General features: G+C 68.3%; 17 protein-coding genes. 3 read left to right on the forward strand and 14 right to left on the reverse strand.

Annotated elements, in window-relative coordinates:
• The first annotated feature begins 99 nt into the window (after positions 1-99).
• The gene (locus tag FB475_RS35795) at positions 100-873 is read left to right on the forward strand and encodes a peptidoglycan recognition protein family protein (RefSeq protein WP_141862823.1); all 774 of its coding nucleotides are present in this window, start codon (positions 100-102) and stop codon (positions 871-873) included.
• A 97-nt stretch (positions 874-970) separates the two neighbouring features.
• Here FB475_RS35795 and FB475_RS35800 read toward each other — a convergent pair whose 3' ends face one another.
• Genes FB475_RS35800 through FB475_RS35820 form a run of 5 tightly spaced genes read right to left on the reverse strand, consistent with a single transcriptional unit; the run spans position 971 to position 4,580 of the window.
• Positions 971-1,531, reverse strand: a complete 561-nt coding sequence (locus tag FB475_RS35800; RefSeq protein ID WP_141862825.1) for an HAAS signaling domain-containing protein — start codon at positions 1,529-1,531, stop codon at positions 971-973.
• Positions 1,528-1,755 carry a PadR family transcriptional regulator gene (locus FB475_RS35805; RefSeq protein ID WP_141862827.1) on the reverse strand — a complete coding sequence of 76 codons (228 nt, stop codon included), beginning with the start codon at positions 1,753-1,755 and terminating at the stop codon, positions 1,528-1,530. The genes FB475_RS35800 and FB475_RS35805 overlap by 4 nt, the downstream gene beginning before the upstream one ends.
• A gap of 10 nt (positions 1,756-1,765) precedes the next feature.
• The gene (locus tag FB475_RS35810; protein ID WP_141862829.1) at positions 1,766-3,307 is read right to left on the reverse strand and encodes a DUF6297 family protein; all 1,542 of its coding nucleotides are present in this window, start codon (positions 3,305-3,307) and stop codon (positions 1,766-1,768) included.
• Positions 3,304-3,948, reverse strand: a complete 645-nt coding sequence (locus FB475_RS35815) for an ABC transporter ATP-binding protein (protein ID WP_185759586.1) — start codon at positions 3,946-3,948, stop codon at positions 3,304-3,306. The genes FB475_RS35810 and FB475_RS35815 overlap by 4 nt, the downstream gene beginning before the upstream one ends.
• Complete coding sequence (locus FB475_RS35820) at positions 3,945-4,580, reverse strand: O-methyltransferase (RefSeq protein WP_141862832.1); 636 nt, start codon at positions 4,578-4,580, stop codon at positions 3,945-3,947. The genes FB475_RS35815 and FB475_RS35820 overlap by 4 nt, the downstream gene beginning before the upstream one ends.
• Before the next feature lie 95 nt (positions 4,581-4,675).
• On the opposite strand from FB475_RS35820, the gene FB475_RS35825 reads away from it, so the two are divergent.
• Positions 4,676-5,656: a carbohydrate kinase family protein gene (locus tag FB475_RS35825; protein WP_141862834.1), complete on the forward strand. Its 981-nt coding sequence runs from the start codon at positions 4,676-4,678 to the stop codon at positions 5,654-5,656.
• Here the strand turns inward: FB475_RS35825 and FB475_RS35830 are convergent.
• Positions 5,653-6,072 carry an ester cyclase gene (locus FB475_RS35830; RefSeq protein WP_141862836.1) on the reverse strand — a complete coding sequence of 140 codons (420 nt, stop codon included), beginning with the start codon at positions 6,070-6,072 and terminating at the stop codon, positions 5,653-5,655. The genes FB475_RS35825 and FB475_RS35830 overlap by 4 nt on opposite strands.
• A 71-nt stretch (positions 6,073-6,143) precedes the next feature.
• On the opposite strand from FB475_RS35830, the gene FB475_RS35835 reads away from it, so the two are divergent.
• Positions 6,144-6,737: a TetR/AcrR family transcriptional regulator gene (locus tag FB475_RS35835; RefSeq protein ID WP_141862838.1), complete on the forward strand. Its 594-nt coding sequence runs from the start codon at positions 6,144-6,146 to the stop codon at positions 6,735-6,737.
• Here the strand turns inward: FB475_RS35835 and FB475_RS35840 are convergent.
• From FB475_RS35840 to FB475_RS35875, 8 genes are read right to left on the reverse strand one after another with little or no spacing between them, the layout of a single operon-like run.
• The gene (locus FB475_RS35840; RefSeq protein WP_141862840.1) at positions 6,725-7,420 is read right to left on the reverse strand and encodes a GntR family transcriptional regulator; all 696 of its coding nucleotides are present in this window, start codon (positions 7,418-7,420) and stop codon (positions 6,725-6,727) included. The two genes, FB475_RS35835 and FB475_RS35840, sit on opposite strands and share 13 nt — an antisense overlap.
• A 39-nt stretch (positions 7,421-7,459) precedes the next feature.
• Positions 7,460-8,770, reverse strand: coding sequence for an alpha/beta fold hydrolase (locus FB475_RS35845; protein ID WP_238332649.1), 1,311 nt, complete (start codon positions 8,768-8,770; stop codon positions 7,460-7,462).
• On the reverse strand, positions 8,734-9,558 hold the full coding sequence (locus FB475_RS35850; RefSeq protein ID WP_141862841.1) for an ATP-binding cassette domain-containing protein: 825 nt from the start codon (positions 9,556-9,558) through the stop codon (positions 8,734-8,736). The genes FB475_RS35845 and FB475_RS35850 overlap by 37 nt, the downstream gene beginning before the upstream one ends.
• Positions 9,555-10,358, reverse strand: a complete 804-nt coding sequence (locus tag FB475_RS35855) for an ABC transporter ATP-binding protein (RefSeq protein WP_141862843.1) — start codon at positions 10,356-10,358, stop codon at positions 9,555-9,557. Before FB475_RS35855 ends, FB475_RS35850 begins: the two co-directional genes overlap by 4 nt.
• Positions 10,355-11,338 (reverse strand): ABC transporter permease, encoded by a 984-nt coding sequence (locus FB475_RS35860; protein WP_141862845.1) that lies wholly within the window; start codon positions 11,336-11,338, stop codon positions 10,355-10,357. Before FB475_RS35860 ends, FB475_RS35855 begins: the two co-directional genes overlap by 4 nt.
• Positions 11,335-12,294: an ABC transporter permease gene (locus tag FB475_RS35865; protein WP_185759587.1), complete on the reverse strand. Its 960-nt coding sequence runs from the start codon at positions 12,292-12,294 to the stop codon at positions 11,335-11,337. The genes FB475_RS35860 and FB475_RS35865 overlap by 4 nt, the downstream gene beginning before the upstream one ends.
• The gene (locus tag FB475_RS35870) at positions 12,291-13,988 is read right to left on the reverse strand and encodes an ABC transporter substrate-binding protein (RefSeq protein WP_141862847.1); all 1,698 of its coding nucleotides are present in this window, start codon (positions 13,986-13,988) and stop codon (positions 12,291-12,293) included. The genes FB475_RS35865 and FB475_RS35870 overlap by 4 nt, the downstream gene beginning before the upstream one ends.
• Entirely contained in the window at positions 13,988-15,871 is a 1,884-nt protein-coding gene (locus tag FB475_RS35875) for a glycoside hydrolase family 127 protein (protein ID WP_141862849.1), read from the reverse strand. Before FB475_RS35875 ends, FB475_RS35870 begins: the two co-directional genes overlap by 1 nt.
• Positions 15,872-15,965: the final 94 nt, after the last annotated feature.

Genomic DNA, 15,965 nt, shown 5'->3' on the forward strand with positions numbered 1-15,965 from the left:
GGATGGGGCGTTGCTTGGCGTTGTATGCCCTGGGTGATCGGTTGGTTACCGAGTGCCAGCGGTGGGTATGTGGCGTGGTGAGGCATGTGAGGAGCACTGATGGTCGACTATCTGCCCCGGTCCGCGTGGCATGCGCGGCCGCCGACCGCCGGGCCGGGGAGCTTGATCGCGTCGCACGTCGACGGCGTGGTCATCCACTGGCCGGGGACCGGATCGACGAAGGTCATCCACACGCAGGCGGCGGTCGCGTCGGCGCTGCGTGGCTGGCAGGACTACCACATGGACACTCGCGGTTGGTCGGACATCGCGTACCAGGTCGCGGTCGACCAGGCAGGCCGGGCGTGGACGCTGCGCGGGATGCGCACCAAGTCCGCCGCGAACGGCGACGCCGACGTGAACGATCGGTACGGCGCGATCCTGCTCGTCCTCGTCACCGGCGAGCAGCCGTCCGGCGCGATGAAGGCGACCACCCGCGCGGTGATCGCCGACTTCCGTAAGCTCTACCCCCGCGGTACGGCGATCCGGCCGCACTCCGCGGTCCGCCCGGAGCCGACCGACTGCCCCGGCGATCCAGCCCGAGCCGCGATCGCCCGCGGCGAGTTCACCCCAGGTCACGTGGAGGACGATTTGCCGTACACACAAGCTCAGCTCAGGGCCATGATGCAGGCCGAGATCGAGGAGTACATGAAGCGGTTCTGGGCCGCTCCCACCGGCACCGGTACCGCCATCCGCAAACAACTGAACCGCATCGAGGCCTCCGTCGCCCACGCCGCGATCGCAGAGGACCACGGCCTCGACCAGCCGCTCGTCCCCGACGCCCCACCCGACCCGGAACCCCCAACAGACACCCAGCAGCCGCCCGCCGAGAGCTGACGTTTCACCAATTTGCGGACGTGCTGTGCAAGCTGCTGCTGTTCGCGTATCAGCATGACGTCGATCTGCCGGCCGAGATCGAACGGAAGTGGCTGGTCTACGAGCGCTGACGCGGGGGGCGGGCGTTCAGTGCGAGGGCGATGATCAGGCCGATCGAGACCACCGAGTCGGCTGCCATGATGAGCCAGATCGGGGCCTGGAAGAACCAGTCCAGCGCAATCGCGACGGCGTACGCGAGCGGCCAGTTCGCCGTGCCGATCAGCTTCCACAGGGTGGTCCAACGGTTCGACGTCCAGAGCAGCCCGAGGCCGCTCCCCCAGGCGACGACCGCCAGGATCAAGCTGAACGACAGCAGGTACGGACCGAACAGCAGCAGCCCGACCGCAGCGAAGTCCTGCGGGCGTAGGCGCGGACCTACCTCGACCTGCACCAGTCCATCGGTGGCGGCGGCAACGATCTCGCTCGGCGGGCCGAGCCGCCGCAACACCTCGCGGATCTCCGCCTCGGAAGTCGCACCGCCGGCGCGCGCCTCGTCGATATGCGCCTTCATGTCGGCGAGCAGTTCGTCGCGCCGACCGGCCGGCAGCCCCTCGGCCTCGGTGGCCAGCTCTTTCAGGTACGCGTCGACCAGGCGATCGCTGTCCAGCTCCATGTTCATCCCCGTCTCCCACTCTGCAAGATCTTGTCGACCGAGGTGCAGAACCGGTGCCAGTCCGCGGTGAACGCGGCCAGTGCTCGGGTGCCCTCGGGTGTGGAGGTGTAGTAGCGCCGCGGCGGGCCCGATTCGGACTCCTGCCAGCTGGTGTCGACCAGTCCTTCGCGGCGCAGTCTGGCCAGCAGTGGGTAGATCGTGCCCTCGGTCGTGACCAGACCGTCGACCACGGTTGACGCGTCAGTTGGTCTTGGGGCGGACGGCGAACATTCCGGCGATCACCACAGAGGGGATCAGCACCACCCACAGGCTGCTCAGGTTGAGCAGCACCGGAGCCAGACAGATCATCAGCAGGTCGAAGCCACGGGCCGGCTGCGAGAACAGGCCGGGTGGGATCGCCCCCATCGGGGACGTGACGAGCGGTCCGGCGTACGACGGTGGGCGCGCGGACGCCTGCCGCACGGTACCCGTGATGATGCCTGCGGCAACGGCGAACGTCGACGCCGCGCTGCCGATCGCGGGGTACGCGCAGGCCGCCCAGACGACCGTGACGCCCGCCGGTACGACGGCCATCACCACGCGCAGCTCGCGCAGGTCCCAGCCGAGTGCGCGGACCAATCCCGTCGAGCGGCACGCGGTACGGAGGCCGTCGAGCAGCGGTCGTACGGCGATGAAGCCGGCGATCGCAGCGGCAATCGGTACCAGCACACGGAACCCGGCGCCGTGCACGGCGTACGGCACGACGAGCAGCCCGAACGCGACCGCGAGCCGCCGCGGCCAGCGCAGGATCCGCCGGAACTCGCGCTGCACGATCGCGGCACCGTTCGCGCCGCGCCCGCGATGCGAACGCACTCGCCCCTTGAGACGCCAGTGCCGGCCGGCGATCACGTCACCGAGCATGCTGATGTCCAAGCTGCTCGCCGCGCCCGCCAGCCCGGCGAGCAACTCACCGCCGGCAATCACACTGATCCGCCCCAGCCGGTCGAGCGTGCGCGACATGACGAGCGCCAAGGCGAGGCACACCACCACCGCTACGGCGGACAGCAGGAGAAACTCGCCACCGCTGCCTTCAATCTCCTGAACCTGGGCGAACGTGAGCACTACGTTGGCCGTCTGCACACTCCGCCCAGGAGTGGGACGAAGCGCAAGAATCACCGCCGGCACGACGGCCAGCAGCAGGAGTACGTCGGCCACCCGCAGCGTCCACCACGTACGCCGCGCCGTCTGCTGGGCCCAGACCGTCCCGACGGCCGCGCAGACCAGCGCGGCGCCGATCAGCACGGCAGCTTCGAAGACGTCGACGACGGGTGCGCCGATGAGCGCCCAGATCAGGGCGCCGACGATCATGCCGATCACCGCGACCGACGCGATCACCAGGCGATAGGCCGGGCGGAGCAGGGATGCTCGGCTGACCGGGGTGGCGAGGAGCCAGAAGCCGGTGGCGCGCGAGGCGGAAACGGGGCCGACGGCAAGCAACACTCGCAGTGTCGTTGCCAGTAGCAACGGTACGACGATCCACGGGAACCACGAGATCGCTTGCGCACAGGACAGCGACGAGCAGCCGGCCGCGTTCGAGTTCAGATGCCGTACGACGTTGCCACCGGTCGCGCCGGCCATCAGCAGCGTGAAGACGACCAGGTAGATGTCCTCGAAGATCTCCCAGAACGACCGGTCCGCGTGCTGCCGCCGGGTGTTCCGCATCCATCGCCGGAGCGACCGCGACGTCGGGATCGCGCCGAAGTCTGCCGGGTCGAACTGCACCGGTCCCTCCGCTGCGCTCATGGCAGCGGAGTGAGCGTGACGACGGAGTCCGCGACGGTCTCGACCAGGCCGGGGTCGTGGCTCGCGAACAGGATCGACGTACCGGAGTTCTTCTCCGCGACCAGCCGGTCCGACAGCCACTGCACGCCGCCGGTGTCGAGCCGTGCCTCGGGTTCGTCGAGCACCATCAGCTTGCGCGGCCGGACCAGCGCCGTCGCCAGCGCGAGCCGGCGACGCTGGCCGGACGACAGCGACCCCGGCAGCTGATCGGCGGCCGACAGCAGGCCGATGTCGTCGAGGATCGTGTCGACCAGGTCCTCCGGTGTCGCGTTCCCGTGGGCGCGGGCCAGCAGGTCGAGGTGCTCGGCCGCGGTCAGGTCCGGGAAGAAGTCCAGGTCGTCGAGCAGCGTGGCGACGTCCCGCCGGACCGCCTCGGCGCGCTCGTCGATCGGCTGACCGTCGAGCAGGATCTTCCCGGCCGCCGGGACGGCCGCGCCGACGATGCACTTGAGCACGGTCGTCTTGCCGGCGCCGTTCGGCCCGACCAGCGCGATCGCCTGCCCGGCGGCGAGAGTGAAGTTCAGTCCCTCGATCACCGGGCGGTCGCCGTAGTTGTGCTGAAGTCCCGAGACAGCCAGCCTGGGCGCCTGTTTCTTGCTCACTTCTTGCGGACCAGAGTCAGCCCGTCGCCGATGCCGAGCATGATCACGTCGACGCGCGCGTCGCCGGCGACATGCGCGTTGAACTCCTTGCGGTCGGCCGGGCCGTCCGCGTCGATCACCCGGCCGCCGGCCAGCGTGTTGTCGAACAGCAGCAATCCGTTCGGCCGGATCAGCGGCAGCACGGTCTCGTAGTACTTGATGTACCAGTCCTTGTCGGCGTCGACGAACGCGAGGTCGAACGTACCGTCGAGCTTGGTCACCGACTCGTGCGCGTCGCCGATCCGCAGGTCGATCCGGTCCGCGACGCCGGCCCGCTCCCAGTACTTCCGGCCGATCGAGGTCCACTCCTCGCTCACGTCCAGGCAGATCAGCTCGCCGTCGGCGGGCAGACCGCGGGAGATCGCCAGCGCCGAGAACCCGGTGAAGGTACCGATCTCGACCGCCCGGCGCGCCCCGATCAGCCGGGTCAGGGTGGTCAGCAGGCCGGCCTGGTCGGCGGTGGTGAGCATGCCGGCCGGGCTGCCGAGCTGCTCGGTCTCGGCCCGCAACTCGGTCGCGATCTCGTCCAGCGGCATCCCGTGGGCGAGCATGTAGTCGTGCAGTTCCTCGGTCACCGGCACCTGATGGCCCATGGGAAATCCGCCCTCCGTGTATTAAGTCGTCGCCTTGTAGTCTCTATGGGTTGCTCGTTGCACCGACACCCACCCCACCCGAGGGAGCTTCACCCATGCGAATCGCCATCGCCGGATCGATCGCGACCGACATCCTGATGACGTTCCCGGGCCGGTTCAAGGACCAGTTCCTCGAAGAACAGATGCACAAGGTGTCGCTGTCCTTCCTGGTCGACGAGCTGGTCGTGCACCGCGGCGGGGTCGGCGCGAACATCTGCTACGGGATGGCCCAGCTCGGGTACCCGTCGCTGCTGGTCGGCTCGGTCGGCGCCGACTTCGCCGAGTACGGCGCCGCGCTGACGGCCGTCGGCGTGGACGTGTCGCATGTCCGCGTCTGCGAGAACGTACACACCGCGCGGTTCACCTGTACGACGGACCTGGACGCGAACCAGATCGCCTCGTTCTACACCGGCGCGATGGCCGAGGCGCGCGAGCTCGACCTGGGCGCGATCCACCGGGCCGCGGGCGGTGTCGACCTGGTGCTGATCGGCGCCGACGACCCGGACGCGATGCTGAAGCACACCGAGCTGGCCAAGCAGCACGGGATCGCGGTCGCGGCCGACCCGTCGCAGCAGCTCGCCCGGATGGAGGGTGACGCGATCCGCACCCTGATCGACGGCGCGGCGTACCTGTTCAGCAACGAGTACGAGTCCGGTCTGATGGCGCAGAAGACCGGCTGGAGCCACGACGAGATCCTCGAGCGGGTTGGCGTCCGGGTCACCACGCACGGCGGCGACGGGGTGGTGATCGAGGACCGCACCGGGATCCTGGCGAAGGTGCCCGCGGTGCCGGCGCCGAAGCTCGTGGACCCGACCGGCGGCGGCGACGCGTTCCGGGCCGGCTACCTGACTGGCCGGGCCGCCGGTCTCGACCACGAGGCCGCCGCTCATCTCGGCTGCACGCTCGCGACCACGGTCCTGGAGACGGTCGGCACCCAGGAATACACGCTGGACCACCCGACCTTCCTCGACCGGCTCGCCGGCGCGTACGGCGCCGACGCCGCCGCCACCGCGAAGCAGGCGCTCAAGCAGGCCTAACCCAGACGGGCCAGGGCGCCCGTCTGCGCCAACAGAGCGAACCGGTCGGGGTTGCCCCAGTGCTCGACGATCCGGCCGTCCTGCACCCGCGCCTGCTCGAACAGCGTGATCTCGACGGGCGCGTTGCTCGGCGGCCCGAAGAACGAACCGGTCGCCGTACCCCGGGCCCGGCCGCGCGCCCAGACCAGGTCGCCGACGACGACCGAGTCCTCCAGCGTGTAGACGATGTCCGGCATCAACTCGTGCACCTGCCGGATCGCGGCCTTCACCTGCGCCCGCGCCTGCTCACCCCTCCCGGCCAGGCCGAACTGGTGCTCGATCAGATCCGGCGCGCACACCTCGTCGACGATCGCCTCGTTCCCGGTCGCGAACCCCTCGTGCAGGATCCGCTCCAGAACCTCCAGTGGTCCTTCCATGACTCCCCCAATTCAGTAGTCGTGCACTCGATGCAGTATCACTGCACTGAACACAGTGATAGTGTGCCGATATGGCCGATCCTGTCAAGACCTACCGCCAGGTGCAGGCGGAGGAGACCCGGATCCGGATCGCGCAGGCGGCGCGCCGGCTGTTCGGCGAGCAGGGGTACGGCGCCACCAGCATCGACGCGATCGCCAAGGACGCGGGCGTCGCGACCCGGACCGTGTATTCCGCGTTCGGGACCAAGCGGGAGATCCTGTCGCTGATCTGCGACCTGTGGCTGTCCGAGGCCGGCGCGCTGGAGCGGGCCCAGCAGGTGTTCGCGATCGCCGATCCGGTCGAGCGGCTGCGCGGTGCGGCCGGCTGGCTGACGAACCTGTACGCGGCCGGCTTCGACGTCGTGCTGATCTTCGAGGCCGCGACCGACGAGAGCCCCGAGACGAAGACGTTGCTCCGCTCGAAGCTTGCCGGACGCAACGAGGTGATGGACGCGATGATCGCCTCACTGGGCGACGTACTACGGGTGCCGCTGAAGCAGGCGCAGGCGATCTACCGCGCGCTCGCCGCGCCCGGTGTCTACCAGGAGCTGGTCAGCGAGTCCGGGTGGACCCCGGCGGAGTTCGAGGCGTTCGTCGCGGACTCACTCCAGCGTCAGCTGCTCTGAGAGCGGGCCCACAGGCCGCGGACGTGGCCGATGTGGCGCCGCATCAGCTGCTCGGCGCCTTCGCCGTCGCCGGCCTCGACGAGGTCGAGCAGTTCGTGGTGTTCGGTCGCGGACGGCACCAGCCGGCCGCTCTCGACCAGCGGGGTCAGCCCGAGCAGCCGGGTCTGTGAGCGCAGGTCCGACACGACGTCGACGAGCTTCTGGTTCCCGGAGTACGCGAGCAGCGTCACGTGGAAGACCCGGTCCGCCTCGATGTACGCGATCAGGTCACCGGCCTCGGCCGCCACCACGATGTCCTCGGCGAGCCGGCGCAGCCGCGGGTAGTCCGCCGCCGGGATCACCGGGACGACGTCCCGGACCGTCGGCGGCTCGATCAGCTGGCGGACGGCGGCCACGTTGTCCAGGTCGTCGTCGGACACCTCGGTGACCCGGAATCCCTTGTTCCGCAGCGAGATGACCAGTCCCTCGCGGACAAGGTCGAGCATCGCCTCCCGGACCGGGGTCGCGGAGACGCCGAACCGGGCGCCGAGGGTCGGCGCCGAGTACACCTCCCCCGGCTTCAGCTCGCCGGAGATCACCGCCGCCCGGAGCGCGTTCGCGACGCTGTCGCGCAGGTTCTCGCGCTGCGCCAGCCGCCGGACGCTCGGCAGCGGCTGCATCGGCTGCGTCGAATCGGCAGTCATCCCTTCACCTCCCTGGTGGCCTATTGTGAAACACACCGGTCAGCGATCCCGGACGCCACCCCCGATCGATGCGACCAGCTCCGTCAGCCGCTCGAACACCCGGTCCGCGCCGATCCCGTCGTGCTCGTACTCGTTGGTCACCCACGCCTGCACGTTCCCGACCCGGCTCGCGGTGTCCAGTTGCAGCCCGGAGTCGACGTACATGTCGTCGAAATAGACCGCGGCGGCCACCGGTACGTCGTTCGCGGCGAGCTTCTCGACGTCGTACAAGGCCGGCCAGCTCGGGCGTTGCGCGAGCAGCTCGACGGCGCCCTGGAACGGCCGCAGCCCGCGGATCTCTTCGAACATCCAGGGGTACATCATCTCGCCGGTGAACAGCAGCGGCCGGGCGTCCTCGGCGAACTCCGGGTGCCGCGCCCGCTCCGTCTCGGCCGCCCAGCCGGTCGCGCCCTCGCCGGAGCCGTAGATGCTCTCCTGGAGTGCCGCGAACAACGGATTCCCGAGGTACGACGACTGGGCATGGACCTGGCCCAGGAAGGTGTCCGAGAGCTCGTCGCCGTCGAACGCCTCGTCGATGAGCCAGTGGATCCGCTCGTACCCGGGCTTCATCCCGAAGTCGATGCCGAGCGACTGGAACCGCCGTACCGTCAACCGGTCGCCGTCCGGCAGCCGTACGTCGTCCGTCGCGAGCCGGTCCGCGATCCGGCTGACGCGCTCGACATTGTGCGGGTACCGCCGGTAGAACTCGCGGTTCTTCGCGGCGACCCGCGGATAGGTCCGCCGGTACACCTCGGCGGCGGACGGATCGATCGAGGCGAGACCACCGGTCACGTAACAGGCGCTCAGACCTTCGGGCGCCTGCGACAGGTAGGTGAGCGTGAGGAACCCGCCATAGCTCTGGCCGAGCGTGGACCAGCGCTTGCCGCCGAAGACGGTCTTCCGCAGGTGCTCGGCGTCGGCGACGATCGAGTCCGCCCGGAAGCAGGCGAGGTACGCCGCGCCTTCCTCGGCCGTCATCGACGCCATCCGCCGGCCACTTACCGGCGTACTGCGTCCGGTGCCGCGCTGATCCATCAGCACAACCCGATACGTCTTCAACGCCCGTCCGATCCACCCGTCGGCGCTGACCGGCCTGGGCCCCTTCCCGCCCGGTCCGCCCTGCAAGAACAGCAAGACGGGCAGCTCCTCGTCCTGCTTAGTGGGATCCACCAACTCCCGCGCAAACAGGCTGATCGACTCCCCTGGCTCTTCCCAGTTCAAGGGAACGTCGACAGTGTGATCCCGTACGTGCATTCCCGGAATCGTGTAGCTGATCATCTCGCCGCCTTCTGCCTGCGTCTCGCGTCCCATTCCGGATTGATCCGGGGTACCGCCGCCAACAACGTCTTCGTGTAGTCGTGCTCGGGCGCACCGAACACCTGGTCGCACGACCCCAGCTCCACGATTCTGCCCCGGTTCATCACCGCGACCCGCTGCGAGATCTGCCGCACCACGGCCAGGTCGTGCGCGATGAAGATGTAGCTGAACCCGCTCTCCCGCTGCAGCCGCATCAGCAACTCCAGCACCTGCGCCTGGATCGAGACGTCCAGCGCCGACACCGCCTCGTCGCAGATCACCAGCTTCGGGTTGACCGCGAGCGCCCGGGCGATCCCGATCCGCTGCGCCTGTCCGCCGGAGAACTGTGCCGGGTATCGCCGGCAGTGGTCCGGGTTCAGCCCGACCCGCTCCATCAGCTCCTGCGCGAACGCCGTCCGCCCGGCCTTGGGCGTGATGCCCTGGTAGCTGAGCGGGGCGGTGATGATCCGCTCGACGGTGTAGCGCGGGTTCAGTGACGAGAACGGGTCCTGGAACACGACCTGCACGTTGTTGCGGAACGACGAGAGATCCTTGCCCGTGGCCCGGGTCACGTCCTGGCCGTCGAAGGCGACCGTGCCCGTGGTGGGTTCGAGCAACCGGGCCGCGATCCGCGCGGTGGTCGACTTCCCGCTGCCGGACTCGCCCACGATCGCCAGCGTCTCGCCGAGCTCGACCTCGAAGCTCACGTCGTCCACCGCGGTGAACGTGGTCTTCCGGGCCCGCGCCCCTTCGCCCCGCGTGACGAACTCTTTCGTCACGCCGCGTACTTCCAGCAAAGTCATGACGCTACCTCGTCGTCGATTCTGGGTACGGCGTCCAGCAGCATCCGGGTGTACTCGTGCCGAGGCTCCGAGAACACCTGCTCCGCCGTGCCGTACTCCACCGGATCACCCGACTGCATCACCAGGACTCGTTGCGCGATCGAGCTGATCACCGCCAGGTCGTGGGTGATGAAGATCATCCCGGTTCCGGTCGTCGACTGCAGCTCGGCGAGCAACTCCAGAATCTGGGCCTGTACCGTCACGTCGAGCGCGGTCGTCGGCTCGTCCGCGATCAGCATCGACGGCGAACAGCACAACGCCATCGCGATCATCACCCGTTGCCGCTGGCCACCGGAGAACTGGTGCGGGTAGTGGTCGACACGGCGTCCGGGGTCCGGGATTCCCACTCGTTCCAGAGCCTCGATCGCGACCTTGCGGGCCGCCTGCCGCGAACCGCCGCGATGGGCCCGGTACATCTCAGAGATCTGCAGACCCACGGTGTAGTAGGGGTTCAGCGACGACAGCGGATCCTGGAACACCATCGAGATGGCATTGCCCCGGACGGATCTGAGGTCCCGGTCCGAGCGGCCGAGCAGTTCCTTGCCGTCGAGTTTGACGCTCCCCGAGGTCCGGGCGCCGCGCGGCAACAGGCCGAGCACGGCGAGGGCCGTCATCGACTTGCCCGATCCGGACTCGCCGACGATGCCGACGGTCTCGTCCCGGCCGACCGTGAACGACACGTTCTTCACCACGTCGACCGGGCCGCGGCTGGTCGGCAAAGTGACTGTCAGATCGTCGACAACAAACAATTCCTCGCTCATGCCGACACCACCCGTACCCGCGGATCCAGGGCGGTGTAGAGCAGGTCCACGACAACGTTGCCGATGACAACGAAGAACGCAGCCAGCAGCGTCACCGCCATGATCACCGGTTGATCGTTCTTGGCGATCGAGTCGGCGGCCATCTTGCCGATCCCGTTCAGCCCGAAGACGGTCTCGGTGATCAGCGCACCGCCGAGCAGGCCGGCGAAGTCCATCCCGAAGATCGTCGTGATCGGTGTCAGCGCCGGGCGGAGCGCGTGCCGGCGCATGATCAGCGAGCTGCTCAGACCCTTCGCCCGCGCGGTCCGGTAGTAGTTCTCCGAGAGCGTGTCGATGACATTGCTCCGGGTCAACCGCGCGTACAGACAGGCGTACCCGACGGCGAGCACGACCCACGGCATCAGGTACGACTCGAACCAGACAACAGGATTGTCACCGAACGACACCGCGGACGGGAACGGCAGGACCTGCAGCTTCACGACCAGTACGTACTGCAGCACCAGTGCGAGCACGTAGTTCGGCACGCTGACCCCGCCGAGCGCGAGCGCCATCGCGGAGCGGTCCCACCACGTGCCTTGCTTGACCGCGCTGATCAGACCGCCGATCACACCGGCGAGCAACCACAGGACGGCGGCACCGACCGCGACCGTGATGCTGACCGGCAGCCGCGCGGTGATCATGCTCCACACCGCCTCGTTGGTCTGGAAGCTGTACCCGAGACACGGTGCCGAGCAGTGCACCGACCCGTAGTCGCGGCCGGCGAAGATCCCGCTGACGAACTCCCAGAACTGTGTCAGGATCGGCTGGTTCAGCCCGAGTACGTTCCGGATCGAGTCGATCCGCTCCGGCGTACAGGTCTTGCCACAGATCATCACGGCCGGATCCGGTGACAGCTCGAAGAAGATCAGGTACGTGAACAGGCAGACGGCGGCCAGGATCAGGACGACCCCGCCGAGCCGGCCGATGATGTACCGGGTCATGCGGCGGCCTCCCCTTGGTCGATGAGCGTGCGGATCTTGTCGCCGAGTACGGTCAGCGAGAGCACGGTCAGGAACAGGAACGCGCCCGGGATCGCGAAGAACATCGGGTCCACCGAGTACCAGCTCACCGAACTCGAGATCATCTGGCCCCAGGACGCGGTCGGCGGCGAGACGCCGACGCCGAGGAACGACAGGCCCGCCTCGGTGCCGATGTAGCCGGGGATCGCGAGCGTGGTCATCACCACGATCGAGCCGCGCAGGTTCGGCAGGATCTCGCGGAACACCACCTGGCTGTCCTTCGCCCCGGACGCCCGCGCGGCCTCGACGAACTCGCGGTTCGCCAGCGTCATCGTCTGGCCGCGGATCACCCGGGCCAGGTACGGCCAGCCGAAGGCGCTGATCACCACGACCAGCAGCACCGGCCGGTTGCCGGACGGCAGCGACGACAGGATCGCGATCATGAAGATCAGCGCGGGGAACGCCATCAGGAAGTCCATCAGCCGGGAGATCACCTGGTCGACCCAGCCACGGTAGAACCCGGCCAGCATCCCGAGCACGACGCCGAGGATCCCGGTCAACAGGGTCGCCGACAACGAGATCGTGATCGACACGCGCGCGCCGTACACGATCCGCGCGAACAGGTCCCGGCCGTTCTGCGGCTCGACACCGAACCAGTGCGAGCCACTGATCCCGCCGAGCGCACCGTGCGGTACGCCGCCGAGGTCGGAGTTGATCGCGGCCGAGTCGAACTGGTACGGCCCCCAGCCGCTGAGCTTGGTGATCAGCGGTGCGGCGACCGCCATCAGCACCACGATCCCGAGGAACGCCAGGCAGGCCAGCGCGCCCTTGTCCCGCGTGATCGTGCTGAGCAGCCGCCTGCCCGAGGCCGGCGGACCGGCGGCCGGAGCCGCCGGTCCCACCTCCTCGATCTCGGCGAGCGTCGGGCTCGTGGTCACTTGCTCGCGTCCTTCAGGCCCACCGACACCAGGTCGATGCCGCCGGAGAACCCGTCGTGCAGGTAGGCGCCACCAATGTTGCTGCCGACAAGCATCAGGACCTTCTCGTAGAGCAGCGGGACGACCGGCGCGAGCTCCATGATCTGCTTGTCCAGTTCGCCGTACGCCTTGTTCGCGGCGTTCACATCGGTGAGCTTGGAGATCTCGTCGATCTTCGCGTTCACGCCCGGGTCGTTCAGCTGCGACAGGTTGGTGTTGCCCTTCGGGGTGATGTTGCGGCCGTCGAACAGCGGCGGCAGGAAGGTCGCACCGGACGGCCAGTCCGGGCACCACCCGGTGATCGCGGCGTCGTGCTGCTGCGACGTCGTACCGATCACCTCGTAGTACGTCGCGGTGTCGATCGTGTTGATCTTGACCGTGATCTTCAGTGGCTCCAGGGCCTGCTGGATCGCGACCGCCATCGCCTGCATCTTCGGTTGCGCGCGGGTGTCGAGCGTCATCGTGAAGCCATTGGCGAAACCGGCCTCGGTGAGCAGCTTGCGGGCCCCGTCGACGTCACCCTTGTGGTCCGGGCTCGGGTACGGGTCGTAGTCCACCCGGCCGGCGATCGTCGGCGGCTGGATCGTCGTACCGATCTCGGCGAGCGCCGAACCGCCGTCCGCGTCGCGGACCGTCTGCTTGTTGACCGCGAGGTTGATCGCCTGCCGGACCTTGACGTTGTCCAGCGGCTTCTTGGTGGTGTTCAGGCCCATGTACGTCGTACAGCCGTTGATGCCGGTCATCGTGCGCTGCTTGAGCTGCGGCGACTGGATCCGGGCCACACTCGCGGCCTGGACGGTACCGGCGATCGCGTCCGCGTCGGTGCCCTGGCCGGCGATCATCCGCTCGTCGATCGTCGCCGGGTCGAGGCCGAACGTCCACTGGAACACGTCCGGGTTGGCGGTCCGGACGTCGTCGGTCTTCTTGTCCCACTTGTCGTTGCGGACCAGCTTGAGCGACGCGCCGGGCTTGTAGTCGGCCAGCTTGTACGGGCCGGACGCGACCGGCTTGCTGTCCAGGGTGTTCCCCGCGCCCTGGCCCTTCGGTACCGGCGTGAAGGTGTTCTGCGCGACCACGCTGCCGAAGTCCGCGAACGGCTTCTTCAGGTGGAACACGATCGTCTTCGCGTCGGGGGTCTGGATGGTTGGCAGATCGCCTGACTTGTACGGGCCCTGGTACGACGCGGGCGCCTCGATCAGCTGCTTCGCGTACGGCGAGCCGATCCCGATCTCCGGGTCCCAGGCGCGCTCGACGCCCCACTTCACGTCCGCGCTGGTGATCGGCGCACCGGTCTCGAAGAACAGGCCGTCCTTCAACGTGAACGTCCACGTCTTGCCGCCGTCCGACGGCTTGCCGACGTCCGTCGCGAGGTCCGGGACGATCTTCGTACCGTCTGCGCCCGGCGCGGCGCCTTGGGTGGTCAGCGTGCGGTAGATCAGCCGGTAGAAGTTGTTCACGCCGCCGTCGAACCCGCGCGCCGGGTCGAGGTGCGAGAACGCCGCGTTCGCCAGCACCTGCAGGGTCCCGCCCTTGACGGCCTTCGCGCCGGGGCCGGCGGCTTCACCCTTGGTGCCGGAGGTGCCGCCGCCACCACAGGCGGTGAGGGCGAGGGCGGCGGTTGCCACCAACCCGACCAGTTTGGAGGTTCTCTTCATCAGTCTTCTCTTTCGGTTCGCAGCCACACACGCATGGCCAGGGGCTGACGGTTTCCCCACAGGAAGTACGGCACGAACGTCGCCTGGACGTGCCGGGAGACGGTGTCCTTGGGCGTTTCGGTCATCACCGGGTAGAGGTCCCTCGCCGGTGGTGGGGCCACGCCGGCGGTGAGGTCGAGTACTACGTGGTCTTCTTCTTTGCGCGGCCTCGCGTTGGCGACGGCTGCCGGCGACAGGAGGAGGTCGTCGACCGGCGCATCGACGTCTTGTTGCTCGATGCAATAGACGATGGGGCCTCGTGCGACGGCAATCGCACCCCTGGTCGCGTCGACGTACGGATGCGTCCCGCGCGCTCTAGGTGCCATGGGCAACGTCAAGCGGATCGTGTCGCCGGGCACGAATGTCCGACGAACTCGAACCCACCCATCTTCCTCCGGCTGCGCTGCAAGCGGTTCGGCCGCGGATGGCGCGTCCTCTGGTTCGGCGAGGGTGGCTCCGTTCGACCAGCCTGGGATGCGAAGCGCGATCGTGCGTTCGTCGAGTGGTGCGTGCTCGACGGTGAGGGTGATCTCGCCGTCCCAGGGGTAGTTCGTGGCGACGGTCAGGGACAGGTCTTCGGTGGTGATGTGGGCGTTGGTGTAGATGCCGATGTGGAGGGTGTTGTCGCGGACGGCTGCTACGTGGTCCTGGAGTTCGGACATCCAGCGGATGATGTTGGGCGGGCAGCACGGGCAGCCGAACCAGGCGCGGCGAAGGAGCTCGCCACCGTCCTCGGCGCCGGAACGTTGCTCGTGGTCCGGTCGCCGCTGCAACGGGTTGTCGTAGAAGAACGCCGTACCGTCGGCCGAAAGCCCAACAGCGTAAGCGTTGTAGAGCACCGTCTCGTACACGTCGAGGTACTTCGCCGCTCCCGTCGCGCGGAACATCCGCCAGGCCCACTGCATCGTCGCGATCGCCGCGCACGTTTCGGCGTACGCGCGCTCGGACGGCAGCTCGTACCGGTCGCCGATCGCCTCGTCGGAGTGCCGGCTGCCCAGCCCACCGGTGAGGTACAGCTTGGTCGCGACCATGTCGTCCCACAGCCGCTCCAGCGCCGCGAGCAGCGTCGGGTCGCCGGTCTCCAGGTGTACGTCGGCCGCGCCTGCCGCGAGGTACGCCATCCGTACGGCGTGCCCGGTGACCGACGGCAGCTCCCGGAACGGGACGTGGTCCTGGAAGTACTCACCCGGGAAGATTGTGTGCTTCAGCTTCCCCTGCCCGCGACGGTCCACGAACAACCGCGCCTGGGTCAGGTAGTCCGCCTCGCCGGTTTCTCGATAAAGCTCGACCAGCGCCATCTCCACCTCGGGATGACCGTCGACCACCTCTTCGCCGTGCACGCCGTACTTCCGGACGACGAGATCCGCGAACCGCCGGGCGATGGTCAGCAACCTGCTGTCGGACAACTGCCGGTGCGCCGCAACTGCTGCCTGGATCAGGTGGCCGAGGTTGTACAGCTCGTGTCCCCAGCCCAGGTCCGACCACGGCTGCTTCGGCTGGTCCGGGTCCTGGAAGTACGAGTTCAGGTAGCCGTCCTCCGCCTGCGCCTCCGCCAGCAACTCGACGACCTCGTCGTAGAACTCCCGCGCTCCCGCCGGCGGATCCTCGCGGCCCACCTCGTACGCGAGCCCCTCGAGCGTCTTGTACAGATCGGTGTCCAGGAACGGGTACCGCCCGCGGTACGCCCCGACGGACGGGTCGTTCAGCCGCCGGAGATTCTCCAGGTTGCCGGCCTTGCGCAGTTCCGCGATTGCATGCGGGATCGTCGCCACCCGGTTCCGCCGCTGCCAACCGCCCAGCAGCCCACCGGTCAGCTGCACCTCAACCTCTGTACCGTGTGACATTGCACAGACCTTAAGTGCAATGTCACACCTTGCCAAGCCCTCACGGAAGACGTTTACACGCCGGAAACCAACGTCGACCTGGCGTCGGCGGTCG

The organism is Kribbella jejuensis (assembly GCF_006715085.1).
Classification (GTDB): domain Bacteria; phylum Actinomycetota; class Actinomycetes; order Propionibacteriales; family Kribbellaceae; genus Kribbella; species Kribbella jejuensis.

What these genes read in the sequence shown, in the direction of transcription:
- FB475_RS35795 (WP_141862823.1), top strand. Translation starts at nt 100, where the DNA reads ATGGTCGACTATCTGCCCCGGTCCGCGTGGCATGCGCGGCCGCCGACC.
- FB475_RS35800 (WP_141862825.1), bottom strand. Translation starts at nt 1,531, where the DNA reads ATGAACATGGAGCTGGACAGCGATCGCCTGGTCGACGCGTACCTGAAA.
- FB475_RS35810 (WP_141862829.1), bottom strand. Translation starts at nt 3,307, where the DNA reads ATGAGCGCAGCGGAGGGACCGGTGCAGTTCGACCCGGCAGACTTCGGC.
- FB475_RS35820 (WP_141862832.1), bottom strand. Translation starts at nt 4,580, where the DNA reads ATGGGCCATCAGGTGCCGGTGACCGAGGAACTGCACGACTACATGCTC.
- FB475_RS35825 (WP_141862834.1), top strand. Translation starts at nt 4,676, where the DNA reads ATGCGAATCGCCATCGCCGGATCGATCGCGACCGACATCCTGATGACG.
- FB475_RS35830 (WP_141862836.1), bottom strand. Translation starts at nt 6,072, where the DNA reads ATGGAAGGACCACTGGAGGTTCTGGAGCGGATCCTGCACGAGGGGTTC.
- FB475_RS35835 (WP_141862838.1), top strand. Translation starts at nt 6,144, where the DNA reads ATGGCCGATCCTGTCAAGACCTACCGCCAGGTGCAGGCGGAGGAGACC.
- FB475_RS35840 (WP_141862840.1), bottom strand. Translation starts at nt 7,420, where the DNA reads ATGACTGCCGATTCGACGCAGCCGATGCAGCCGCTGCCGAGCGTCCGG.
- FB475_RS35845 (WP_238332649.1), bottom strand. Translation starts at nt 8,770, where the DNA reads ATGGGACGCGAGACGCAGGCAGAAGGCGGCGAGATGATCAGCTACACG.
- FB475_RS35850 (WP_141862841.1), bottom strand. Translation starts at nt 9,558, where the DNA reads ATGACTTTGCTGGAAGTACGCGGCGTGACGAAAGAGTTCGTCACGCGG.
- FB475_RS35855 (WP_141862843.1), bottom strand. Translation starts at nt 10,358, where the DNA reads ATGAGCGAGGAATTGTTTGTTGTCGACGATCTGACAGTCACTTTGCCG.
- FB475_RS35860 (WP_141862845.1), bottom strand. Translation starts at nt 11,338, where the DNA reads ATGACCCGGTACATCATCGGCCGGCTCGGCGGGGTCGTCCTGATCCTG.
- FB475_RS35870 (WP_141862847.1), bottom strand. Translation starts at nt 13,988, where the DNA reads ATGAAGAGAACCTCCAAACTGGTCGGGTTGGTGGCAACCGCCGCCCTC.
- FB475_RS35875 (WP_141862849.1), bottom strand. Translation starts at nt 15,871, where the DNA reads ATGTCACACGGTACAGAGGTTGAGGTGCAGCTGACCGGTGGGCTGCTG.